The sequence below is a fragment of the Micromonospora sp. NPDC048894 genome (assembly GCF_040649765.1).
GTDB lineage: Bacteria > Actinomycetota > Actinomycetes > Mycobacteriales > Micromonosporaceae > Micromonospora > Micromonospora antibiotica.
This window is the reverse complement of sequence record NZ_JBEZFY010000013.1, coordinates 66,768-88,082: the sequence shown is the minus strand read 5'-3', so window position 1 is coordinate 88,082 and position 21,315 is coordinate 66,768. Positions and strand designations below refer to the sequence as shown.

Below are 21,315 nucleotides of genomic sequence, written 5' to 3'. Positions count from 1 at the left end.
TGCGTCGCCTCCTGTGCTCGTCGTGGTGCTGTCCGGGTTGCCCGGCGATCGCGCCGCGCGCAGTCGGACGGGTCACCCGCCCCCGGCGGGGCGCGGTTCGAAGATGGCTTCGTCTGCGGTGCCGCCCGCACCACCGACCGCCCTCGCGGGCGCTGGTCGTCAGGTCGTGCTCACCGGTGACGCGCCGCGGGGTACGTGGCGGTGCCTGGTGCCGGTGCCCCCCGACGTGGCTACCGCCCGGCCTCGGACAGCGACAGCCCGGTTCCCGCGTCGAACAGGTGCGCCCGGTCCAGGTCGACCGCGACGAGCACCTGTTCGCCAGGCGTACCGGTGATGGTGGGTCGGGACTTGACCTTGAGGATCTGCGCACCGACCCGGACGTCGACCACCGTCCGGTCGCCGAGCGGCTCCAGCCCGTAGAGCTCTCCCGGCAACGTGGCGCTAGCGCGCCGCTCGACGGACAGGTCCTCCGCACGCAGACCCAGCAGCAGCGGGCGGCCGTCCTGCGCGGCGGCCCAGCGGGGCCGCGGCAGCGTCCAGCCTGCCGCACCGACCAGGCGGTCCCCCTCGGCGTGGCAGGGGAGCAGGCTGATCGGCGGGCTCCCGACGAATCCCGCGACCCACTGGTTGGCGGGACGCTCGTACACCTCGGTCGGGGTGCCTACCTGTTGCACCTTCCCCTCCTTGAGGACCGCGACCTGATCGGCCATGGACAGCGCCTCGACCTGGTCGTTGGTCACGTAGACGAAGGTCGCCCCGAGGCTGCGGTGGATGCGGGTGAGCTCGGTACGCATCTCGACGCGGAGCTTGAGGTCGAGATTGGTCAGCGGCTCGTCCATGAGGAACGCACGGGGGCTGCGCACCAGCGCCCGGGCCAACGCGACCCGCTGCATCTCACCGCCGGACAACTGCGCGGGACGACGGTTCAGCAGACGCCCGATGTGCAGCAGGTCCGACATCCGCTCGACGGCGGCGGAGATCTCGCCCGACGGACGGCGCCGGGCCCGCAACGGTGATGCGATGTTCTCGTACACCGTGTGTCGCGGGTAGAGGGCGTAGTTCTGGAAGACCATCGCGAGATCACGGGCGGCCGGGGCGTCGGTGGTCGCGTCCCTGCCGTCCAGGTGCACCGTCCCGGCGTCGAGCCGGTCGAGGCCGGCGATCGCCCGCAGGGTCGTCGTCTTGCCCGCCCCGGAGGGCCCGAGCACCACGAAGAACGCGCCGTCCGGCACGTCCAGCGTCACCCCGTCCAGGGCCTGGACCTTACCGAAGGACTTGCACAGCCCCTGTACCGCAACGGTTCCCATCAGGCCACCAGCTCTTCCGTGCGTACGTCGTAGACCGCCGGTGTCCCGCCGGTGTGCCGCAGCCCGACCTGGGCGTCGGCGGCGAACCGGACCGTCGGTGGCATCCGGACCCGGACGTCGCGTCCGCCGCTGTGGTCGACCACGTAGATGATCTCGTCGCCCAGCCACTCCGCCGACACCACGCGGGCCGGAACCGACCGGTCCGCCCCCGGCGCGGTGACCTCCAGCGCCTCCGGCCGGACCCCGGCGACCAGTGGGCGGTCGCGGGGCAGGCCGGGCGGTGGCGTGAGGACCAGTCCGCCCTGACCGCGCAGCTTCCCGTCGGCCACCTCCACCTCGATGAGGTTCATCGGTGGGGAGCCGATGAACGCCGCGCAGAACAGGCTCGCCGGCCGGTCGTACACCTCGAGCGGGGTGCCTATCTGCTCGACACGGCCCTTGTTGAGGATGGCGATGCGGTGACCGAGCGACATCGCCTCGACCTGGTCGTGGGTGACGTAGACCATCGTCGCCCCCAGCTCCCCCTGCAGGTGCTTGATCTCGGTGCGCATGTCCGCCCGCAACTCGGCGTCCAGGTTGGTGAGGGGTTCGTCCATCAGGAAGGCGCGCGGCCGGCGCACCAGGGCGCGGGCGAGCGCGACCCGCTGCTGCTCTCCGCCGGAGAGCTGACGGGGCCGCCGGTCCAGCAGCGGACCGAGCCGCATCAGCCGGGCCGCCTCCTCGACCCGCGCCTGCACCTCGTGCTTGGGCAGTCCCTCGGCCCGCAGCGGGAACGCCAGGTTGTCGCGGGTCTTCAGGTGCGGGTACAGCGCGTAGAACTGGAACACCATGGCGATGTCGCGTTCGGCCGGCGGCAGGTCGTTGACCAGCGTGTCGCCGATGCGGATGTCGCCGCTGGTCTGCCGCTCCAAACCGGCGACGGCCCGCAGCGTGGTGGTCTTGCCGCACCCCGACGGGCCGAGCATCACGAACAGCTCGCCGTCGCCGATGGACAGGTCGACGTGCTCGACGGCGACCGTGCCGTCCGGGTAGCGCTTGTGCAGGGCGCTCACCTCGATGCCCGCCATCAGCGTCGCACCGCCCCGAGGGTCACACCGGCGACGAGGTGCCGGCGGACCAGGTAGGCGAAGACGAGCACCGGCAGGGCGAACACCACCGAGGCGGCGGCCACCAGACCCCAGTCCACGGTGGTGCCGCCGATCAGGCCGGCGATGGCCGGTGGTGCCGTCCGTACGTCGTCGCTGGAGGTGAGGAAGATGGCGAACACGAACTCGTTCCACGAGAAGATGAGCGCAAAGACCGCCGTCGCGGCGATGCCGGGCACGAGCAGGGGCAGGGTGAACTTCCCGAACGCCTGCAGGCGGCTGTAGCCGTCGAGCATGGCGGCGTCCTCGTACTCGGCGGGCACCTCGTCGACGAATCCCTTCATCATCCAGATCGTGAACGGGACGTTGAAGGCGGCGTAGATGAGGATCAGACCGAGCTTGCTGTCGATGAGTCCGACCTGGCGGTACATGAGGAAGATCGGCACCACGACCACCACCGGCGGCATGAAGCGGGTGGACAGGATGAAGAACAGCTGGTCCTTCTTGGCCTTCAGGGTGAAGCGGGAGTAGGCCCAGGCCGCCGGCACCCCCAGCACGGTGGCCAGCACCGTGGACACCCCGGCGACCACCACGGAATTGAGGAACGCCACGGACAGTGCCGAGCGTCCACCGTCGGCGCCGACGAAGACGTCCCGGAAGTGGTCGAGGGTGACCGTGAAGCCGAAGAACTCGGCCGGCACGGCGTAGACGTCCCGGTTCTCCTTGATGGACGTCTCGATCATCCAGAGCACCGGGAAGAGCATCACGACGGCCAGCACGGTCAGCAGCACGACCTCCAGCACCGACCGGCCACGGCCCCGACGGCGTACCCGGCGTGCGGGGGGCGGGCGGTCCGGGGTCGGGCCCGCGGACACGGCCTCGTCGACGGAGACGGCCATCAGCCCTCCTTGAGCTTGTTCAGGTAGCGCAGGTAGAGCTGCGTCAGGACGATGACGACGAGGACCATGAGGATGCCGTACGCCGAGGCGGTGCCGGTGTTGAAGCCCAGGAACGCGACCTTGTAGACGTGGAACGACAGCGTCTCGGTGGAGACCCCCGGTCCTCCGCTGGTGAGGATGTAGACGAGGTCGAACAGCCGGAACGCCTCGATGGCCCGGAACAGCACGGCGATGAGCAGCAGTGGCCAGACCAGCGGAAGGGTGATGGTGCGGAACCGGAACCACTCGGACGCCCGGTCGATCGAGGCGGCCTCGTACAGGTACTTCGGGACGGCGGTGAGGCCGGCGAGCGCGATGAGCATGATGAACGGCGTCCACTGCCAGGTGTCGACGACGATCAGGGAGACCAGTGCGGTGCGCTGCCGGGTGAGCCACTCCACCTGCCCCAGACCCAGTGAGCCGAGCATGCTGTTGACCACGCCGAACTGCGCGTCGAGCATGAACCGCCAGAACAGCCCGACCACGACCGGCGACAACATCATCGGCACCAGGAACAGGGTGGTCAGCACTCCGCGCCCGTGCGTACGGCGGGAGATCAGGTAGGCGATGGAGAAGCCGAGCACGGTCTGCAGGGTGACCGCGCCGACCACGTAGATCAGCGTGGTCAGGGCCCGCTGGTGGACCTGCGCCGAGGTCAGGATGGCGGTGTAGTTGCCGAACCCGACGAACCGGGCGGGCCCGCCCCGGGTGGCCGAGTAGTCGGTGAACGACAGGTACAACGCCCACAGCAGCGGGAACACCGACATGCCGAGCAACAGCAGCAGCGCGGGGGAGACGAAGACCACGGCGAGGCCACGGTCGCTGAGCCGGCGGCGGGACCGGCCCGGTGCAGGTGGCGTCGCGGACACCACCTGCCCGGGGCGGTCGGTCGTCAGCGGGACGGGGTCTTTCACAGCCCGCCGCCGCCCTTGCGGTTGCTGGAGTCGAGCACGCCCTGCTGCTCCCGGGCGATGTCGTCGAGCGCGGCCTTCGGGTTCTTCGCACCGTTGAGGGCCGCGTTGACGCCGGTGTTCTCGATGTCGACCAGCCGCGCGTACTCGGGCACGTTCCACATGTCCCGCATCCGCGGCACCGAGTCGGCGTACACCTGGTTGAACGGCCCGGCGTTGAGGAACTCGGGTGACTGCAGGGCATCCGTACGCGCGGGCACGCCACCGGCCGCGGCCCACTTCTTCTGCACGTCGGCCTGCTCGAACCACCGCATGAAGTTCAGCGCCTCGGCCTGCTGCGCCGAGGGGGAGTAGGCCGACACGTGCATCCCCATCCCGCCGAGCGGGACCAGGTTCGTCTTCTGGGTGGGCAGGGTGGCGAACCCCAGCTTGCCGAGGATCTGCTCCCGGCTGGTGCCGAGCGTCGACTGCTTCGGGTCGAGCAGGCCGCCGCTGGCGGCGATCCAGTTGAACGCGATGCACGCCTTGCCCTGGGCGACCGCGGCGTTAACCTCGTCGATGAACCAGTTGCCGGAGCCCTTGGCGGTCAGCGGCTTCATCTTGTTGACCAGGACGTCCATCGCCTCGTGGCCCGCCGTGTCGTTGAGGACGCCGTCGATCTTGCGGTCCTTGGCGTTCCAGAGGTTGCCGCCGTAGACGCCGTTGACCGTGTTGTAGGTGACGGCTGCCGCGTCGGAGCCGTTGGCCTGGTGGAAGGCCAGCCCGCTGACGCCCGGGTTGTCCGCCTGGCACTTCGCGGCGACCGAGATCATCTCGTCCCAGGTCTGCGGGGGCTTGTCGCCGATCAGGTCCTTGCGGTAGATCATCGTCCAGGTGTCGCCGAGCAGCGGCAGCCCGTACAGGCTGGCGTTCTCGTCGCGCTTGCCGGTCTCGGCCTGCGGGAACTGGCCGTACGCCGCGAGCAGGTACGGGTTGTAGGCGTCGACGTCGATGTTCTTCTTGACGAAGTCGGTGAGGTCGAGGATGTTGCCGTTCGTCACGGCCTCGCCGATGTGCTGCGAGTCCAGGATCGCGATGTCGAAGTCGGTCTTGCGCGCGGCGAACTGGGTGAACATCGCGTCGTGCCAGTTCGCGTTCGGCACGGTGTTGACCTTGATGGTGGCGTTCGGCCGTTCCTTCTTGTACTCCGCGTTGGCGAAGTCCTCCAGGGCGTGGGCGGGGGGCCAGTCGAACCAGATGAAGCTGAGGGTCAGCGGGTCCTTGGTGAGTTCCGGGATGGTCGCCGGTGCCTTCGGGGCGCTCGTCTTCGTACCGTCGTCCTGGCCGTCGCCGCAGGCGGCCAGGGTCGTGGCCAGCAGGAGCATGGCCGCCGTCGCCAGCCGCACCTTTCGGCCGGAAACGGATGTTCGTCCAACTCGCTTCGGATGCCGCATGAGGGTTCCTGCTTTCTGGGGTGGTGGGGACTTCTAGAGCCTCGCTAGGTGCCTCGCCGAGCAGGTGCCGGGTCGTTCAGGCGTGGTGCCGGGCCGGCGCGATGGTCGACCCGTGGACGGTGGTCACGGACCGCCGCGACGTGCCGGTCGTCAGCTGTCGAGAAGGGGTACGTCGGCCCATCGGTGGCCCGGTGACGAAGCGGGCAGGACGTCGAGCATGCTCATGGGAGCTCCAGATGATCGAGTGGAGCGATGGCAGGCGTTACGGCGACGGTGCAGGATGACGGGCGTCCGTCACGTTTCCTATACGATCGGGTGGGGGGCGTCAGCATGTCGCAGCGTCGTGACTGATGTCAACAGGTTCCCGCAGGCGCAAGAGAGGACCCCACGTCACGATGGACGACGAAGCGACGGCCGCGCGGGGCCGTAGGGTCGTGCCGGGCGCAACGTCGCCGGGACGAGCTGGCGGCCGCCTTGCCGACGAGGTGTACGACACGCTGCTCGGACAGCTGATGTCGCTCCGGATCGAGCCCGGCTCCCGCGTCACGATCGACGTCCTGGCGCGCGAGTTGGGGGTCTCGCAGACGCCGATCCGGGACGCGCTGAACCGGATGGAGGCCGAGGGGCTGGTCGTGCGGGTGCCCCACGCCGGCTACCGCATCCCGCCCCAGATCACCCGGCACCGCTTCGAGGACATGCTCGAGGTCCGCCTGCTGCTCGAACCGGCGGCGGCGCGCAGATCCGCCGAACGTGCCACCCTGGCGCAGGTCGCCGGCCTGCGGCGGATGCTGGAGGAGATGGCGGAGCTGGAGGGTGGCAGTGGACCCGCCGCCTACGGCGCGTTCGGGCTGCGCGACGCCGCCTTCCACGATCTCGTCGCGCAGAGCGCGGAGAACCAGGTCATCCGGGAGTCGCTCGCCCGGCTGCACAGCCACGTGCACCTGTTCCGGCTGCACCACGACACCCAGGTCACCCACCTGGCCATGGCCGAGCACGAGGACGTGGTGGCGGCGATCGCCGCGCGGGACCCCGACGCCGCCGCCTATGCGATGCGTCGGCACATCCTGCGCTCCGGCGAGCGTTTCCGGCGGCTGTTCGACGAGATCGAAGGCGCGGAGGCGATGGCCGTGCAGGCTTGACGGGCGGGCGGGGCGGAGGAATGCTAGCTCAATCGGATTGGATCGGATTGGATCGCGTCCACCTCACCGCCACCACATTGCGAGGAGAAGCAGATGCCCAGAGCGCTGCTCCTGACCGGCGACGCCGCCGAGGAACTCGACACCATGTACCCCTACTACCGCGTGCAGGAGGGCGGCTGGGACGTCGACGTCGCGTCACGCACGCTACGTGACGTGCAACTGGTCATCCACGAGTTCGACCCCAACTCCGACGCCTATGTGGAGAAGAACGGCAGGAAACTGCCGGTCGACGTGCCCTGGGCCGAGGTCGACGTCGAACGCTACGACGCCCTGATCATCCCCGGCGGACGGGCACCCGAGTGGATCCGGGTCGACGCCGACGTCCGCCGCATCACCGAACACTTCTTCGCCCGCAACCTCCCCGTCGCGCTGGTCTGCCACGGCGCGCAGGTCCCCGCGGTGTACGGGCTGCTCAAGGGCCGCAAGACGGCCTGCTTCCCGCCCATCACCGGTGACATGGAGAACGCGGGCGCGACCGTCATCGACGCGCCCGACGTCGTCGACGGCAACCTCGTCTCCTGCCGGGGATGGCCCGACATGCCGCAGTTCGGCCGGGCGATGATGGAACTCTTCGCGAAGTCCGTCGACTCGCCCTCGGCGTGAGCGCACCCGGCCCGTCCCGATGACGACACCGCGGACGGTCACCGTCGACGGCTCTCCCGTCCACGTCTTCGACAGTGGCGTCGGGCCGGCGGTGCTGATGCTGCACGGCTCCGGACCCGGCACGACCGGGTCCGGAGCCTGGGCGGCGACGGCCCAGGCCCTGGGCCCGTCCTGGCGCGTGCTCGCCCCTGACCAGGCCGGGTTCGGCGGCACCCCCGTCCCGGCGGGCTCCCGGGGTGGACTCCGGCTGTGGACCCGGCAGGCCGCTGGACTGATGGATGCGCTCGGTATCGAGCACTACGCCGTGGTGGGCCACTCCATGGGCGGGGCCGTGGCGCTGGCCCTGGCGGCCGCGTACCCCCGGCAGGTCACCCGGGTCGTGGCGGTCTCGACGATGGGTGCCCCCGGGGCACCGCTGTCGGCCGACCTCGACGCGCTCTGGGCCGCCCCCACCGGCCCCGTCGGGGCACGGGACATGCTCAGTCGACTCTTCCTCGACCAGACGCTGGTGACCGACGCGGCCGTCGCCGCCCGCGCGGACGCGATGCGGGCGGGAGCCGCCGCGTACGCGGCGTTGTTCCCGCCGCCCCGGGCGCGCTGGGTCGACGACCTCACCCTCGGGGCGCGGACGCTGGCCGCGATCCGCGCGCCCGTCCTGCTCGTCCACGGTGCCGATGACCGGGTCACCCCGCTCGCGACGGCGACCCGACCCCTGCTCGACCACCTGACCGACGTGCGTCTGCACGTGTTCGATCGCTGCGGACACGTGCCGGCGATCGAGCACCCGCACGAGTTCCGGCACCTGCTGTCGTGCTTCCTCAACCCGGACCGGACGTAACGCGCCGGCCGCCGCGGCAGGTCCCCCGCCCCGGCGGGCAGATGACGCGGCCCCTGCCGGGTGCCGCCGCGCACAGCCTGAGGTGCCACCGGGATCACCGATGTCGCATCGTCGTGCGCAAACGACCGGCCTCCGGACCCGGCAACAGGGTGCCGGTGTGCCGGTCAGGCCGGGCGGCGGGTGAAGGTGTCGAGCCCTTCGAACCGGGTCGGACGCCGCCACTCGGTGCCCCGGTCGTCGACGACGCAACCGGCCCGGCGAAGCCGCTCCACGAGTTTCGCCCGGGACGGCTCGCGGCCGTCGAAGTCGATGTAGTTGATCCCGCCGAGATCGGCGATCGGCCGGATCGCCCCGGCCCGGACGATGACCGTCCGGTCGGCGAAACCGTACAGGGCGCCGCCCAGCTCGATCAGGACGTTGGGTCGGGGCTGACCGGCCGGGGTCAGTTCGTGGCCGTCCTCCTGATCGCGACGCAGATTGGGATGTAGGTGGACCACGTCGTCCGGGGTCAGCAGCACGACCACGGCCTGCGCCCGGGACAGCCCTTCGCGGATCACCTCGTGTAGGACCGGTGCGGGTCCCCGGTCTGCCGCCGCGACCAGCGACTCCCATTCCATCGGGCGCAGGCCGAGGAGGCTGAGCAGCTCGAACATCCGCCCGACGAAGGCGTCGTCGCGGCCGTGGACGACGAAGACCCGCTGACGGTGCTCGTGGGAGGTGTCCGGGGCGTCGGGTAACGCCGCCGACATCGCGGCTGCCGAAGGGGCACGGGCGACCAACCGGAATCCGCGTCGGGCGTTCGCCGCGCGGAGGTTGACGCCGGTGCCGGTCCATTCGACCAGGCCGATTTCGTGCAGGCGCAGCGCCACCGCCGCGAACTCGGTCAGCGTCAACTCGTCCCGGACATCTGCGGGCAGCGCTGCGTACAGGGCCGCCACGCTCTGCGGGTCGCCGCTGGCCGCCGCCGCGCACAGCCGGGCGTGCACGACCACGTCAGCCTCGGCGACCTCGACCTGCTCGACGTGCAGCAGCGCCCCGGCGGCCAGGCCGAGCAGTACCCCGGGCAGCGAGCCGACGTCCAGCAGTTGGAGCACCGCCGCGCCGACCAGCCCGGTCACCGCCGAGACGGCGACCGCCGGGAGAAGGTTGACGCGCCAAGCCCCCGACCGCATCTCGAACGCCGCCAGCGGATGCTCCTGCTCGATCAGTCCGCGCATCCACACGCGGGTGTCGTCCGGATCGAGACCGAGGGTGTCGCCGAGCCGGTTGACCGATGCGGCGTCCACCGGCACCGTGCCATCGACGGTTGGCTCCGTCGCGCCGAGCAGGGCCAGTGGCCAGGAGCGGGCGGTCACTCGACAGCGTCCTGGTCGAACACGTGCCAGGTGTCGAAGACCCTGGTGAGAACGGCGTTAACGACGCTCGCCTCAGTGCTCAGGAGCGCGCCGTCGATCACCAACCGCTCACCATGCCGTTGCCGGAGCCGCTCCACCAGTACCGACACTCCCACCTTGCCTCCCACCGCGAGGAAACGAAGCCCGGGTCGGCGGTCGATCGCGAACACCGCCAACCACAGCTCGACGCCACCGAACGGCGAGTCGAGCGGCGTCGGCGCCAGCCGGACGGTGGCGCCCTGCCTGAGCCAGTCGGCTACGTGCCAAGCTACCGGAAGATCCATCAACACGAGGACCGGCGAGGACCGCCGCAGCAGCGCGTCGGCCTCCGGGACGGCGAGCGTGAGGTGGGTGGTCAGCGCCACGACCGGCACCGGTCCGAGCCACGTCTGCACCTCACCGGGTGTCATGCCGTCCGGCAGCAGTCCGAGCCGTACGACCGGCTCCGTTCCACCGCCGTCGATCAGAGCCGCCACCAGATCGGGCAACGGAGGCGTCGCCGGAAGCCGGAACTGTTTGGCCAGTACGTCTCGTCTCATCCAGACGGCGCAGACGAATGACCCACCAAAGGACCGGCTGGCCTGCTCGGCATCGGTCAGGATGCTGACCTCGGCGGGCAGCCGATCGCGCAGGACGACCTTCTGCCGGTCGTATTCGAGGCCGTCGTCGAGCAGCGGACGCCGTCCGGTCACGATGTTCAGCCGGGCCGCCAGGTCGGTGTCCACTGCGCCGACCGCAGCCCGCAGCGCCTCGGCCACCTCAGCCTGGTCAGCCCACGCGACCGACGGCAGGCCGACCCGGTCCAGGACGTGCCGCGCGTGCTCGTACGTGGCCCGCATCAGCTCCCCCTCCGGAGCGCCAGCCAGGTCCCGCACCATCCGGCCGAGCTCAGGACCGGCGCGGGCGGCGCGGAACCGATCCAGCCGGACGTCCGGGGTGAGGTCGTCTGCCGCCAGGTGCTCCCGGGAGAGGCGGCGGAACCCGCTGGAGATCAGGGTCGAGACGCCGGCAGGCGCCATGCAGCAGCGCAGCACCGCGGCCGCGACCGTGGCCCGCTGAGGCTCGGGCACGCCGGGACCGGCGAGTCGCAGGCCGGTCTCCAGGTGTCCTGTGTAGTCGGTGTTGTCGGACAACAGCCGCCGGGTGAGATCGACGCCGACCACGCCGGCCGCCAGGGTGGTAGCGAACACCTCGTGGACCTGCCGGGACCGGACGACCATCTCGTGAAACACCTCGCGGAGCCGGTAGCGGGACACCCCCCGCCCGGACAGCCGGGCGGACAGCGCGGCGACCAGTCCGTAGCCGGTGGAACTCTGTAGCTCGTGGTGGAGTCCCTCGTGGGTCTCGACCAGCAGTTGTTCGTCGTCACCGCGGATCTGGGGCGCGGCGATCGACCACGATCCCGCACCGTCGTACCCGCCGAGCAGCACGGCGGCCAGGCCGTCCCGCGAACAGGCGAAGGTCTGGGGGATCACCGGTCACCAAGGTGCATCATCGGTACATGGCCGGCGAAACCCTGAGCTGCGGACGAGATCACCTCTCCGATGTCCTTCGCTTCGATCAGTACGGCGCCTACGACGGGTCGGACAGTTGGGCCCTGACGATGGGAAGCCTGACCGGGCCGGCCCAGGTGTCCATGACAGAGTTGCACGAGGCGCTCCATCACGAGTTGCAACGGTCGTCCGGATGGGGGCTGCTGGCGACCGGTGCGGGAATTCTAGCCCGCTCCGGATTCCGGCGGCACACGCTGCGCGAGGTCTTTCTGCGTCTGGTCGACCAGTCGAGAGACAGCCACGAGACGTACGCGACGACGCTCTCCGCCATCGTGACCGGTGTCGACGCCGCACGCGAACTGCTGGTCGGTAACCGCGAGTACCTGGCGTACCTGGATCGAGGGCTTGCCCTCGTCGACGTGGCGGGCGACTGGCCCTGGCAGTTTCGGATCAGCGCCATCGACGCGGTGCTGCGAGTCTGCATGCGCCCTGCGATGTCACTCGACCTGGTGCACCGCGGGTTCCGCCAACTCGCCAGTGACGACGTGGCGGCTGGCCGGGACAGCCCGGACCGGCGTCTGGCGGTGTTCGAGCAGACAGGCGGGCCGCAGTCCTGGACACAACTGTTCGCGGCGGTGCGCGCCGAGTTCCCGGAACGGGGCGGTGACGACGGCGCGGCACGTCCGAGGGCCGGCTCGCCGGGATTCGAGCGGCTGCGCCAGTTCGAGGAGGAGGTCCTCGGTCCCCGATGCCACGCCCATGTGTGCGAGGTCCTGGACCGGGCCGGCCTCGGCTCGGTCGGGTCCCACCAGCAGTCCGCGCTGGCCACCGCGTACCGGGACGCCGTCGCCGAGGTCGACCCGGAGACAGCTGCGTTGATCACGGTGGCCCGGGAGCGTCTGGCGGCGCACGAGGACGGGCTCGAACTGCACCGGCAGCGGGTTCTGCTCCGGGCGCCGCTGACCGCCGAGTTCGCCTCCGTCGCGGAGTCGGCCGGCGGCGAGGACCATGTCTGTGGGCTCTGGCTGGACGGCGCCGTGGCGAAGGGCCAGTTCACGTTCGGCGAGCAGGCCGTGCCGGAGCGGTTCGCCGCGATCGCCAGCGTGAGCGGTGCCACGATCCGGCTCGGGCTACTGCCTGACGGGGCTACGCCGACGCAGTGCCAGGGCATGGTGGCGAACCGGCCGCTACTGGCCCTGACCACCCATCACACGCTGGCCCGGCACGGTGACCTGCTGGCAATGCTGCAAACCGTCGAGCCGGTGTTCGTGTTGATGGACCTGCCGGTGGAGCGGCATGTCGCGCAGTGGACGGCCAGCGGGATCCTGGTCCGCACGGCAACCCGCGACATCGGCGACGTCACCTTGCTGATGCTCGCAGTCACCCGCAACCACCCGTTCCGATTCCTGTGCATCGGCACCCCGGCAGGCATGTATCTGCTCACCGACCGCCTCCGCCGCCGCCACCCCGGGCAGGTCGTGCTGGAGCCGACGCTGCTGGAGGAGCACCCGGCGGCGACCGGCTTCGCTGTGGACTTCGTCCTGAACGCCTGGCACCTGCTCAAACAGGGGGGCCCGACCTGACGTCCGGGCCTTCGACCGCCGTCCCCCGGTCACAGAGCCCGGAGAAAGGCCCGGACCTCAAGAAGATTCACGGAGTGCAGGTCGTCGGGATGAACGATGATGCGTAGCTCCCGGCAGATCGGCGTCTTTCGGGACCGCGCCAGGAAAGAGATGAGAATCAATTTCAGTAGGGACTCGCGGTCGAGCTGATCGATGCGCGCCAGCCCCGAACCGATGATGGGCATCGCGAGCGGGCGTCGTTCGGCGCGCTCGTAGACGGCGTCCCAGAGCCGGTTCAGGCTGACCCACATATCGTCCACTGACGAGCGTGGTACGAGGTCGTTGCCGAGACGGCTGTACGCCACGGCGAAGATCTGCTGCCCCGGCCGGCCGGCGACGGCAACTGTGCCGATCGGGTACCGTTTGCGCTTGCCGGGCTTGCTCCCGGGTGGCTCTGTCGCGATCGGTGCCGCACGCCGCAGGGCGGCTGCCAGTTCCTGGTCGAGACGCCGCTGGTCGTCACCGTAGCGCCGGTGCAGAAGCTGCCCCTGCACGGCGGCACCACTGATGATGCGGTCGTCGCCCACCGCCGTGTCGAAGGTGTCGGTGAAGCCGACCACGAGGTGGGTCTCCTGCTCGAACAGGTCACCGACCTCGACCCGGACCGTGGTGTCCGGCGTGCTGAACTCGCGCTCGATCCGGGAGCGGGGATAGGCCTGGGCGACAGCCCAGGCGAAGCAGCAGAAAAGAGTGACGGCCGTGACGGCGACTGGCGCCGGGAATGCCTGGTTGAAGAACATCTGCCCGAGGAACTGCACCACTGCCGACACCAGGCCGACGGCCGCGAGAAAGTGAGCGAGCAGGGTGCGTAGTCCACGGCGGGTGCGGAAGATCGCGCGGCTGGCACAAGCCGGGCCGACAACCGAGAGGTTCTTCATGATGACATTGTGTTCAGCTCGCACCAACGGTTGCCCTGCCGTGGTCGCTGGGGCCGCCATGGCACGGGAGGCCGGACCGGCGGAGCCGAAACCAGGGGCACCGTTCAGTCGATGGTGCACCGTAGGAGACCAGTCGTCTTCGACCCGGCTCGCCGGCCCCGGCAACGGGCACCGGTGCGGTGAAGTCTCTGTCGGCATCTAGACACCGTCGCCGCCGCAACGGCCGGAAACCACCGTGACCTCGGCCGACACGTCCACCCCCCGTCGCGGCGAGCGCGCGGCCCCGGTCGCGATCGTGGGACAGTTCTGGTCGTCGGCCGGAGCGCTCGGCCGACGACCGCCTACCGCAAACGTTCATCGAAATATGGGGAATCAGAGCATGAGTGCCGACTCGGACTGGGGCGACTTCCTGACCACCGACACGCCGATCGGGGACACCACCCCGACCGAGGCGGTGGTGGCGCTACCGGAACCCTCGGCGTCCATCGTGGAAAGTGAGATCAGCGGCGCGGTCGGCGACCAGGACTGGTCGAACTGGCACGCGGACAGCGGTGACGACTGGGCCGACTCCGCCCAGGACTGGGCCGACTACGCCGTGGAGAACGCCGCCGCCGGCAACATCGACGTCGCCGAGAGCGCCATGGCGCGGGCGGCCGACCACGCCGACATCGCCGAGAACAACTACACGGTCTCCGCCGACTACTCCGACGCCGTCGTGGACCACGTGGAGACCGCAGCCGCCGAGGTCGACTGGGCCACCAGCGGCACCGACACCAGCACCTCCTACGACACCAGCACGTACGACGCGACCTCCTACGACGCCAGCACGTCGTACGACACCTCCTACGACGCCGGGGGCTACGACGCCACCGGGTCCAGCTTCGACACCAGCGTCTCCTACGACGTAGCGGAATGAGCTGGGCTGACACCGGTGGACCCGGAGCCGTGCCGCCGGTCGTCGCGGCCGGGCTGGAGCCCGGCCGGCTGGCGGCCGGCGCGCAACGACGGCTCGGCGCCCCGCCGAGCGTGGCCCGCCAGCAACTGCTGCGCAGTCTCCGTGAACTCGCCTTCGAGCTGAAGACCGAGCAGCTCAGCCTGCTGGAGGCGGTACGCGGCTCCCGCCTCGGTGGCGTCACCCTCTCGCCGACCCAGGTGCCGGTACAGCTGCGCATCACCCTGGAGGCCGACGGCCCAGGGGCACTGGTGGGCGTGCTGCTGGTCGACCGATGGCCGGGCCGGCTGGGGCGGAACTGGGGCGTGACCTCGGTGTACGTCGGTCTCTTCGAGTCCGTGCTGAGCGCCTTCGACGCCGTACTCGGTCGGCTCGACCCGGCGGCGGCCACCTCGTTCAGCCCATGGTGGCGGCAGACGGGCCCGGGTGACGTGGCGATGATGCAGCACGCCGCCGGCCTGGCCAACCGCGCGCAGGCGGCACTGTCCCGGCACGCGGGCCGGCTGCTCGACGGCGACGGGCAGGCGCACCGGCAGGCGGTCGTCACCCGTACCGGCGGCGCGACCTTCACCTTCGAGACGGCCGATGCCGTTGCCGAGGTCCCTGCCAACCTGGCCGACGGCATGCTGATGGTCGGCACGCTGATCGTCAGCCGGCCGGGCGGTATGCCGCCGAAGCTCGTCGGGCAGGTGCAGTCGCTGGTGTTCCGGGTCGAGGAACGCCTCGCGGCGGGCGGGGCCGACCGGATCACCGTCGAGCCGGCGGACGTGCCGGCGGTGACCTTCCTGCACCAGCAGGCCCGGCTACGTGGACTGCTGCCGGTGCGGACCCTGCGCACCTGCACCACCTGCCGGCTGGAGAAGGTCGCCAACCCCGAGATGGAACGCATGCAGGAGCGCACTCGACGAACCCGGGACCTGGCCAGCAGCATCGGCGGGCTGGTCACGCCCTACGTGCTCGCCGGCCGGCTGGTGCAGCTCAACAACAAGGGCCCCAAGTTCGCCTGCCCCCGCTGCCAGGGGATGGACGCCGACGAGACGGTGGTGACCTACTGCCAGAAGTGCGGTGACCGCCGCGCCGAGACCGCACTGCGCACCTGCCCGAAGTGTCAGTTCGACTTCCGCAGCCTGATCGGCGGGGAGCAGGTCTGGCGGCCCCGGGTTGCCGTACCGGCGCTCCCGGGGCCGCAGCCCACCGGCCACCGGCCACCAGCGGCGCGGCCTGCCACCCCACCGATGGACGCGCCGGGTGTCCCGGCCGAGCCCGGCGTGGCCCGGCCCGTGGTCGGCGTCGCGGCTGCGCCCCCACCGGGCGGCGCTCCACCCGTGGCCGGGGTCACCGTTCCACCCGCCGCCGGGGCGCACGGTCCGGGCCCGTCCGCCGCGCCGCCGTCCTCGGTACGCCCACACGCCGGGCAGCCGCCACCGGGCTACCGGCCCGACCCGGAGGCGGAGCAGTGGCCCCGGCCGCCGGGTTTTCCGCCCTGAGCCGGACGTGACGCCTGGCGCCCGTCGGCGGCGGTCCGGGCCCGCGGTGGAGCACCGTGCGCCCCGGGCCAGGGGAGCACGGTGCGGCGGCGGTCGAAGCCGCCGGAACGTCGGCGGGTGATCTGCTGCGGCCAGGCCGCAGGGCGTCAGTTGCCCCTGGCGGTGCCGTCGAGCGGGACTCCCGGCGCAGCGGCGACATCGGGGCTGGCCGCGAGGCCGACGGCGATCCGGTCCGGGAGCGGATAGCCGCGCTCGGCGGGCAGGCGTGCTGCCGCTGCCTGCTCGTCACCCCGGCGCAGCAGGTCCCGGATCTGCTCGACGGCGGGGGTGACGTCCTCGACGGCGACGATCCAGTCGTCGACGTACCGGTGGACGGCCTCGCAGGACAGCCCGACCTGTAGCGACCGGTACGGCAACGCGGCCAGACGCAGCGACCGCTCCGGGTCCCACTGCACCCGGACCGGGCTGGTCTTCACCTGCTGCGCCCAGGTCGCCGCGTCGCCGTGCAGGTCACGGTCGTAGTGGCTCAGGCAGGCGTGTGCCAGCGCCCACTCGAAACCCGCCCGGGTGATCTCGATGGACAGCACGCGTTCCTGCCCGGGCTTGGTGGCCCAGCCGCAGCGGTACATCATCCACAGGAACGACGGTTTGATCCACGTCATCCGGTCCCGTTTGAAGGGGGCCACGAAACGTCCGGCGGACACCGCCGGCAGCGCGATCTGCGGCGGGTACGCCTGGTACACGGTGATCGTCGTGGTCGAGTAGCGAGCACGGATCTGACGTACGGGTACGGACATCCGCCGATCCTCGACGATCAGGAACCGACAGGTCCACCGGATTCGCCCCTGCACCGAGCCGCACGATCCACCACGGACCGGGCTGTCGCGTCGACCACCTCCCCGATGGACAGTGTCTGTTGCTCGCACCCGGTGTACTGAAAGTCCGCGTCGGCTGATCGAGGAGGGTACGGATGCGGCGATGGTGGCGAACGCTGAGGTCTGCCGAGCAGGTGGCTGCGCTCGGCGTGCTGGTGACGGCGCTCGGCGCGCTGGTCACGCTGATCGTGGGGGTCGTGGCGGCCATGCCGACCTACCGCACACCCGGCAAGGAGAGCCAGTCGGGTTCCGAGTCGTCGATCGGCCAGACTTCACCGCCGGCTCCGACGCCGTCTCCACCAGGGACGCCGACCCCTGACGCATCGGCCGGACCGGAGACGCCGACTCCACCGCCGACACGGAGCAGTCCACCCCCCACCCGGAAGCCCCCCACGACGGCTCCGACACCGTCCAGGACCCCGTCGGTGCGCTTCGCGATCACGAGTGCGACGGTCGTGCCGAACTGCTCGGACGTCTCCGGCACGGGGGACGAGCCGGCAGCGGGACGAACCGCCGTGATCTTCGTGCGCCCGGCCGGTGTCCAGGGCTACTTCTACGAACAACCGCTCCACTTCCCCACCCCGCACACCTGGCAGGCGAACCGCGTCGTGGTCGGCGACGACAGGTCACCGGGACAGAGCTTCGAACTGCACGTCTACGCCGTCAGCGACGCGTACGCGAAGACGCTCAAGCAGTCCGACGGCAGCCCCTACCTGGTCACGGTGGTGCCCGGCCAGCTGCTCACCTGGACCGCCGTGACACGCAACGACAAGCCCGGCAACTGCTGAAGGTGCCGTGCGCCACCTTCCCCCGGCACCCCTGCCGCGTCCGCCCTCAACGACCCTCACCCGGATGGCGGCTGCGCGTCAGGAGGTAGCCGGCGTAGGCGGCCAACGCCACGGCCGCCACCGTCGCCGTCGGACCGACCAGCGTGCGGGCGCTCTCGCGGGAACCCATCGCGGCCCCCGAGGAACGGTCGGCCAGCAGCGACCAGCGGGACCGCCACGCCAGGGCCGACCCGACCGAGAGTGCCGACCCGATGGACAGGACCGATCCGGCGGAGCCGACGCTGCCGACGGAGGCGATCGAGCCGACGCTGCCGATGGACAGCACCGAGCCCCGCGACCCGATCGACAGCACCGAGTCGGTGGACCACAACGACAGCCGCGACGATCCGGTAGAGGTCATGGGAGTATTGTCCCGCACCCCGGTCGCACCCGAGGACCGTTCGGGCCCGTCCCCGGTCGGCACGCGGGGAGACCGCGTGCTGCTAGGCGTCCGGTCGCGGCACCCACCAGTCACCCAGTGACTGATGCAGGACCAGCAGCACGGCACCGATCAGAACCGACGCGAGGGCGCCGACGCCGAAGCCGAGCACGCCCCGGTCCCGTGGGTACGTCGGGCTCCGCGTGGTCACCGCCGCCGCGGACCTCGACCACGGGTGGTCCCGGGCCATCCAGAACAGCAGTCCGAGGCCGTACGGGGCGAGGCAGATCAGCCAGAACCAGAACCACCGGGTGCCCCGGACCGGAGCCGGGCCGGCGGCGACGACGACGAGCGCGACGACTGCGACGAGGAGGTCGGTCCCGCTGACGACGGTCATCGATGAGTGGACGCCACCGGCGCGGTGTTCGAGCCCGGCGACCCGCAGCTGCTGCGCGATACCGACGGCACCGGGTCCCGAGTAGCTCTCCTGCTCGACGGTCCCGGTGGTGCTCACCTGTCCGAACCGGTCGGTGTTCGTCCAGTGCACCCGCCCGTCGGGTGTTCTCCACGCGAACAGCGGCCCGGAGGTGCCGGAGCCCCACAGGGTGGCGGAGCCGAACCAGGGTGGCGAACGGTCCACCTGCCACCGGTCACCCCACTGGTACGCGACCACCCGGCCCGCGACCGCGTCCGCCCTGGCCCGGTCGTAGCCCTGCTGGCGCGGAGCGGTCCACCACGTCGTCGCCGCCCCGAGCAGCCACAGCAGGACCAGGGCGATCCGTAACGCTCCCCACCACCGGCCGGACGACACGCCGGGCACACCCTGACTCATGGGCGCAGTGTCCCAGCCCCGCGCCAGTTGCGGGAGTCGATGCGTGGTGCGGTCAGCGGGTGATGCGTAGGGTGGCGATCAGGTCCTCGTGGAGCTCGAACCAGACGTGGTGCACGAGTCGACCTGCACGCCGGTGATCCACGCCGGATCGTCGCCGGCCCGGGTGAGCGCCCGGGTGACCCGGTCGTGGTAGCCGGCGAAGCAGGCCAGGCACGCGGTCAGGTGTCGTTCGAGGTCGCGGAGTTCGTCGGCGAGGCCGGCGAGGTGACGTAGCGTCCCGGTGGCCTCGCCCGGTCGCAGCTGCCAGGCGGTCCTGCTCGGCGAAGGACGATCTGCCGACGCAGCCGTACGGGCCGTACCCGGCGGAAATCCTCCACCGAGCTCCGGTTCAGCTACCCCGGAATCGCCGACATCGTCGGCCGCACCCCGGCCGCGTGTCGGCAACTCGCCTCCTCGGCCCGGCGTCGCGTCCGTGAGCAACGCCGTACGCCGGTGCGCCCGGCCGAGCACGCCGCGGCCGTGCGGGCGTTCCGGACCGCCTGGCAGACCGGCGACCTCGCCGCTCTGGTCGGCGTGCTCGACCCGGACGCCACCGCGATCACCGACGGTGGTGGCCTCGTCTCCGCATCTCTGGTGCCGCTGCACGGGCCGCAGGCGATCGCCGGCTTCCTGCTGAGCGTGTGGAACCGGCAACCCGACCTGGTCGTCGACGAGGAACTCGTCAACGGCGAGCCGGGCCTGGTCGCCACCGACCGGCAGGGCCACATCCTGGCCGTGCTTGCCCTCCCCGCGACCGGCCCGGGCCGGATCAGTCACGTGTGGGTGGTCCGTAACCCTGGGAAGCTCGAAGGGTGGCGGCGCGGTCCCACCGGTCGGAGCCGCTGACCGCCGCCCCCGTCGGCGCGGCGGCGGGGGGCGTCGACATCACGTCTGCGGCCCCCGACCGTCGCCCGCGCCGACCGGGACGTGACCGAAGGCGACCGGGACGTGGCCGGCGGCGGCCGGTGGAGGCCCGCACGAGCGGCCGGCCCGTCCGCGTTCGCCGTCAGGCCGGCTCGGGCACGCCGCCCGGCTCGCCGTCGTCGGGCATCGGCTCGACCGGTGCCTCCGGCAGCTCACCGGGCGTATCGGGGAGAAGCTCGCCGGCGTCGTCCGGCACCGGCTCACCGGGGTCCAGGGGTGGGTAGACGTCGGGGTCGAGGTCTGGATTTGTCATCGGGCAATTATCCGCCATGGTCGCATCGGGCACCCACTTGCCTCGGCCCACCCTTCATGGTCGCCCCGGTCCGCCTTCGGCGGGGACGACGGCGGCGCGGGCGGACGGCCGGTGACCGGAGGAGATCCCGGGCCAGCTCAGCCGATGCCGTCGACCGCGGCCCGGAGCGCGTTGATCGACGGATCCCAGCTGAAGTTCAGCACCGGAAGGCCGGCGGCGGCGGCGTTGCTGTCGCCACCCAGGACCACCGCCCGCGGCTTACCGGTCCCCTGGGGGACTATGAGGTACCAGCTACCTTTCACGTTCGCGATGAACACCTCGTCTACCTCCTGGTCCGGCGGGTTCGGGTTGGCGACGTCTCCGACGTGGTTCTCGAAGTCCACCGTCGCGGAGAAGTTCGTCGGGCTTGCGGTGTTCAGCCAGAGACTCGTGTGCACGTGCGGTCCGACACCATGGTCACTGCCGTTCGCCGAGGAGCCGGAGTACGCGATCGGCTGGCCTCGTGACACACGTTGACCGACGGAGACGGTGATCGTCGACAGGTGCAGGTGCCGGCTGTAGTTGCCGTCGTCGTGGGCCATTCCCACGACGCGCCCGGTCCCGGTGGCGGTGTCGGTCTTCACGAAGCGGATCGTGCCGTTCGCCGCGGCCATGACGGGAGTGCCGGTGCCGACCGCGTAGTCGGTGCCCGGCTCACCCGAGGGCGGCGTCCGGTTGCGGTGGTCCTGCCAGGAGCTGGAAATCCGGACGTTTCCGCACGGTCGCAGGTAGCCGCCAGCAGCCCGGGCGGAGTCGGGCAGCAGTGCGAAGGCGGCCGACAGCCCGGATGCCGCCAACGCGGCCCCCGTGATGAAGCCCCGCCTCGACAGCCCCCGCAGATAGGCGACGCCACCGAGATCCTCGGGCCGCGGAGCGCCGGCCCCGGCGCTCCGCGGCGGGTCAGGGTGCGGCTCACCACTGAGGATCATCAATGTAACCTAAGGTCATCTCCGTTGCGGGGCAAGGGATTCACCCCGATCGTTTCGGAGCGTCGATGACCTTCCGGC

22 protein-coding genes are annotated in these 21,315 nt (G+C 71.0%); 8 read left to right on the top strand and 14 right to left on the bottom strand.

Going from position 1 to position 21,315, the window contains the following annotated elements; genetic code table 11:
- Positions 1 to 230 precede the first annotated feature (230 nt).
- From AB0C22_RS24785 to AB0C22_RS24765, 5 genes are read right to left on the bottom strand one after another with little or no spacing between them, the layout of a single operon-like run.
- On the bottom strand, positions 231 to 1,307 hold the full coding sequence (locus AB0C22_RS24785) for an ABC transporter ATP-binding protein (RefSeq protein ID WP_208570269.1): 1,077 nt from the start codon (positions 1,305 to 1,307) through the stop codon (positions 231 to 233).
- On the bottom strand, positions 1,307 to 2,374 hold the full coding sequence (locus AB0C22_RS24780; protein WP_219460358.1) for an ATP-binding cassette domain-containing protein: 1,068 nt from the start codon (positions 2,372 to 2,374) through the stop codon (positions 1,307 to 1,309). Before AB0C22_RS24780 ends, AB0C22_RS24785 begins: the two co-directional genes overlap by 1 nt.
- A complete protein-coding gene (locus AB0C22_RS24775; RefSeq protein WP_219460361.1) occupies positions 2,374 to 3,291 on the bottom strand; it encodes a carbohydrate ABC transporter permease in 918 nt (305 codons plus the stop codon). Before AB0C22_RS24775 ends, AB0C22_RS24780 begins: the two co-directional genes overlap by 1 nt.
- Positions 3,291 to 4,244 (bottom strand): sugar ABC transporter permease, encoded by a 954-nt coding sequence (locus AB0C22_RS24770; RefSeq protein WP_219460363.1) that lies wholly within the window; start codon positions 4,242 to 4,244, stop codon positions 3,291 to 3,293. Before AB0C22_RS24770 ends, AB0C22_RS24775 begins: the two co-directional genes overlap by 1 nt.
- Positions 4,241 to 5,626: an extracellular solute-binding protein gene (locus tag AB0C22_RS24765; RefSeq protein ID WP_308290677.1), complete on the bottom strand. Its 1,386-nt coding sequence runs from the start codon at positions 5,624 to 5,626 to the stop codon at positions 4,241 to 4,243. Before AB0C22_RS24765 ends, AB0C22_RS24770 begins: the two co-directional genes overlap by 4 nt.
- 443 nt (positions 5,627 to 6,069) lie before the next feature.
- On the opposite strand from AB0C22_RS24765, the gene AB0C22_RS24760 reads away from it, so the two are divergent.
- The 3 genes from AB0C22_RS24760 (at position 6,070) to AB0C22_RS24750 (ending at position 8,314) form a co-directional block, all read left to right on the top strand.
- Complete coding sequence (locus tag AB0C22_RS24760) at positions 6,070 to 6,813, top strand: GntR family transcriptional regulator (RefSeq protein WP_208570274.1); 744 nt, start codon at positions 6,070 to 6,072, stop codon at positions 6,811 to 6,813.
- A 93-nt stretch (positions 6,814 to 6,906) separates the two neighbouring features.
- Positions 6,907 to 7,476: a DJ-1/PfpI family protein gene (locus AB0C22_RS24755; RefSeq protein WP_357537284.1), complete on the top strand. Its 570-nt coding sequence runs from the start codon at positions 6,907 to 6,909 to the stop codon at positions 7,474 to 7,476.
- 19 nt (positions 7,477 to 7,495) lie between these two features.
- A complete protein-coding gene (locus tag AB0C22_RS24750) occupies positions 7,496 to 8,314 on the top strand; it encodes an alpha/beta hydrolase (protein ID WP_357537282.1) in 819 nt (272 codons plus the stop codon).
- Between the two features lie 164 nt (positions 8,315 to 8,478).
- Here the strand turns inward: AB0C22_RS24750 and AB0C22_RS24745 are convergent, their stop codons facing one another.
- Both AB0C22_RS24745 and AB0C22_RS24740 read right to left on the bottom strand, forming a co-directional pair.
- Entirely contained in the window at positions 8,479 to 9,669 is a 1,191-nt protein-coding gene (locus AB0C22_RS24745) for a nucleotide-binding protein (protein ID WP_219460379.1), read from the bottom strand.
- Positions 9,666 to 11,183 (bottom strand): hypothetical protein, encoded by a 1,518-nt coding sequence (locus tag AB0C22_RS24740; RefSeq protein WP_357537279.1) that lies wholly within the window; start codon positions 11,181 to 11,183, stop codon positions 9,666 to 9,668. The genes AB0C22_RS24745 and AB0C22_RS24740 overlap by 4 nt, the downstream gene beginning before the upstream one ends.
- A gap of 26 nt (positions 11,184 to 11,209) precedes the next feature.
- Here AB0C22_RS24740 and AB0C22_RS24735 point away from each other — a divergent pair, with 26 nt between their 5' ends.
- The gene (locus tag AB0C22_RS24735) at positions 11,210 to 12,784 is read left to right on the top strand and encodes a hypothetical protein (RefSeq protein WP_219460383.1); all 1,575 of its coding nucleotides are present in this window, start codon (positions 11,210 to 11,212) and stop codon (positions 12,782 to 12,784) included.
- A 29-nt stretch (positions 12,785 to 12,813) separates the two neighbouring features.
- On the opposite strand, the gene AB0C22_RS24730 is transcribed toward AB0C22_RS24735, so the two are convergent.
- On the bottom strand, positions 12,814 to 13,701 hold the full coding sequence (locus tag AB0C22_RS24730; RefSeq protein WP_219460386.1) for a macro domain-containing protein: 888 nt from the start codon (positions 13,699 to 13,701) through the stop codon (positions 12,814 to 12,816).
- Positions 13,702 to 14,080: 379 nt separating this feature from the next.
- On the opposite strand from AB0C22_RS24730, the gene AB0C22_RS24725 reads away from it, so the two are divergent.
- Positions 14,081 to 14,617 carry a hypothetical protein gene (locus tag AB0C22_RS24725; RefSeq protein WP_219460389.1) on the top strand — a complete coding sequence of 179 codons (537 nt, stop codon included), beginning with the start codon at positions 14,081 to 14,083 and terminating at the stop codon, positions 14,615 to 14,617.
- A complete protein-coding gene (locus AB0C22_RS24720; protein WP_357537275.1) occupies positions 14,614 to 16,140 on the top strand; it encodes a hypothetical protein in 1,527 nt (508 codons plus the stop codon). The genes AB0C22_RS24725 and AB0C22_RS24720 overlap by 4 nt, the downstream gene beginning before the upstream one ends.
- A gap of 146 nt (positions 16,141 to 16,286) precedes the next feature.
- Here AB0C22_RS24720 and AB0C22_RS24715 read toward each other — a convergent pair whose 3' ends face one another.
- On the bottom strand, positions 16,287 to 16,937 hold the full coding sequence (locus AB0C22_RS24715) for a DUF4291 domain-containing protein (RefSeq protein WP_219469873.1): 651 nt from the start codon (positions 16,935 to 16,937) through the stop codon (positions 16,287 to 16,289).
- 503 nt (positions 16,938 to 17,440) lie between these two features.
- Between AB0C22_RS24715 and AB0C22_RS24710 the strand changes: the two genes are divergently transcribed.
- A complete protein-coding gene (locus tag AB0C22_RS24710; protein WP_357537273.1) occupies positions 17,441 to 17,803 on the top strand; it encodes a hypothetical protein in 363 nt (120 codons plus the stop codon).
- A 46-nt stretch (positions 17,804 to 17,849) separates the two neighbouring features.
- Here AB0C22_RS24710 and AB0C22_RS24705 read toward each other — a convergent pair whose 3' ends face one another.
- The 3 genes from AB0C22_RS24705 to AB0C22_RS24695 form a co-directional block, all read right to left on the bottom strand.
- Positions 17,850 to 18,203: a hypothetical protein gene (locus AB0C22_RS24705; RefSeq protein WP_357537271.1), complete on the bottom strand. Its 354-nt coding sequence runs from the start codon at positions 18,201 to 18,203 to the stop codon at positions 17,850 to 17,852.
- An 82-nt stretch (positions 18,204 to 18,285) separates the two neighbouring features.
- Positions 18,286 to 19,053: a hypothetical protein gene (locus tag AB0C22_RS24700; protein ID WP_357537269.1), complete on the bottom strand. Its 768-nt coding sequence runs from the start codon at positions 19,051 to 19,053 to the stop codon at positions 18,286 to 18,288.
- Between the two features lie 78 nt (positions 19,054 to 19,131).
- Positions 19,132 to 19,497, bottom strand: a complete 366-nt coding sequence (locus AB0C22_RS24695; RefSeq protein ID WP_357537267.1) for a hypothetical protein — start codon at positions 19,495 to 19,497, stop codon at positions 19,132 to 19,134.
- Positions 19,498 to 19,572: 75 nt separating this feature from the next.
- Between AB0C22_RS24695 and AB0C22_RS24690 the strand changes: the two genes are divergently transcribed.
- Complete coding sequence (locus tag AB0C22_RS24690) at positions 19,573 to 19,938, top strand: nuclear transport factor 2 family protein (RefSeq protein WP_357537265.1); 366 nt, start codon at positions 19,573 to 19,575, stop codon at positions 19,936 to 19,938.
- 160 nt (positions 19,939 to 20,098) lie between these two features.
- On the opposite strand, the gene AB0C22_RS24685 is transcribed toward AB0C22_RS24690, so the two are convergent.
- Together AB0C22_RS24685 and AB0C22_RS24680 are read right to left on the bottom strand one after the other, a co-directional pair.
- Entirely contained in the window at positions 20,099 to 20,269 is a 171-nt protein-coding gene (locus AB0C22_RS24685) for a hypothetical protein (RefSeq protein ID WP_208570549.1), read from the bottom strand.
- Between the two features lie 137 nt (positions 20,270 to 20,406).
- Positions 20,407 to 21,237 (bottom strand): M23 family metallopeptidase, encoded by an 831-nt coding sequence (locus tag AB0C22_RS24680; protein ID WP_357537263.1) that lies wholly within the window; start codon positions 21,235 to 21,237, stop codon positions 20,407 to 20,409.
- Between the last annotated feature and the right edge of the window lie 78 nt (positions 21,238 to 21,315).

Bases quoted from the DNA above. Each gene is read 5' to 3' on its own strand.
- AB0C22_RS24785 (WP_208570269.1), bottom strand. From the start codon at position 1,307: ATGGGAACCGTTGCGGTACAGGGGCTGTGCAAGTCCTTCGGTAAGGTC.
- AB0C22_RS24780 (WP_219460358.1), bottom strand. From the start codon at position 2,374: ATGGCGGGCATCGAGGTGAGCGCCCTGCACAAGCGCTACCCGGACGGC.
- AB0C22_RS24775 (WP_219460361.1), bottom strand. From the start codon at position 3,291: ATGGCCGTCTCCGTCGACGAGGCCGTGTCCGCGGGCCCGACCCCGGAC.
- AB0C22_RS24760 (WP_208570274.1), top strand. From the start codon at position 6,070: ATGGACGACGAAGCGACGGCCGCGCGGGGCCGTAGGGTCGTGCCGGGC.
- AB0C22_RS24755 (WP_357537284.1), top strand. From the start codon at position 6,907: ATGCCCAGAGCGCTGCTCCTGACCGGCGACGCCGCCGAGGAACTCGAC.
- AB0C22_RS24750 (WP_357537282.1), top strand. From the start codon at position 7,496: ATGACGACACCGCGGACGGTCACCGTCGACGGCTCTCCCGTCCACGTC.
- AB0C22_RS24735 (WP_219460383.1), top strand. From the start codon at position 11,210: ATGGCCGGCGAAACCCTGAGCTGCGGACGAGATCACCTCTCCGATGTC.
- AB0C22_RS24730 (WP_219460386.1), bottom strand. From the start codon at position 13,701: ATGAAGAACCTCTCGGTTGTCGGCCCGGCTTGTGCCAGCCGCGCGATC.
- AB0C22_RS24725 (WP_219460389.1), top strand. From the start codon at position 14,081: ATGAGTGCCGACTCGGACTGGGGCGACTTCCTGACCACCGACACGCCG.
- AB0C22_RS24720 (WP_357537275.1), top strand. From the start codon at position 14,614: ATGAGCTGGGCTGACACCGGTGGACCCGGAGCCGTGCCGCCGGTCGTC.
- AB0C22_RS24715 (WP_219469873.1), bottom strand. From the start codon at position 16,937: ATGTCCGTACCCGTACGTCAGATCCGTGCTCGCTACTCGACCACGACG.
- AB0C22_RS24705 (WP_357537271.1), bottom strand. From the start codon at position 18,203: ATGACCTCTACCGGATCGTCGCGGCTGTCGTTGTGGTCCACCGACTCG.
- AB0C22_RS24700 (WP_357537269.1), bottom strand. From the start codon at position 19,053: ATGAGTCAGGGTGTGCCCGGCGTGTCGTCCGGCCGGTGGTGGGGAGCG.
- AB0C22_RS24685 (WP_208570549.1), bottom strand. From the start codon at position 20,269: ATGACAAATCCAGACCTCGACCCCGACGTCTACCCACCCCTGGACCCC.
- AB0C22_RS24680 (WP_357537263.1), bottom strand. From the start codon at position 21,237: ATGATCCTCAGTGGTGAGCCGCACCCTGACCCGCCGCGGAGCGCCGGG.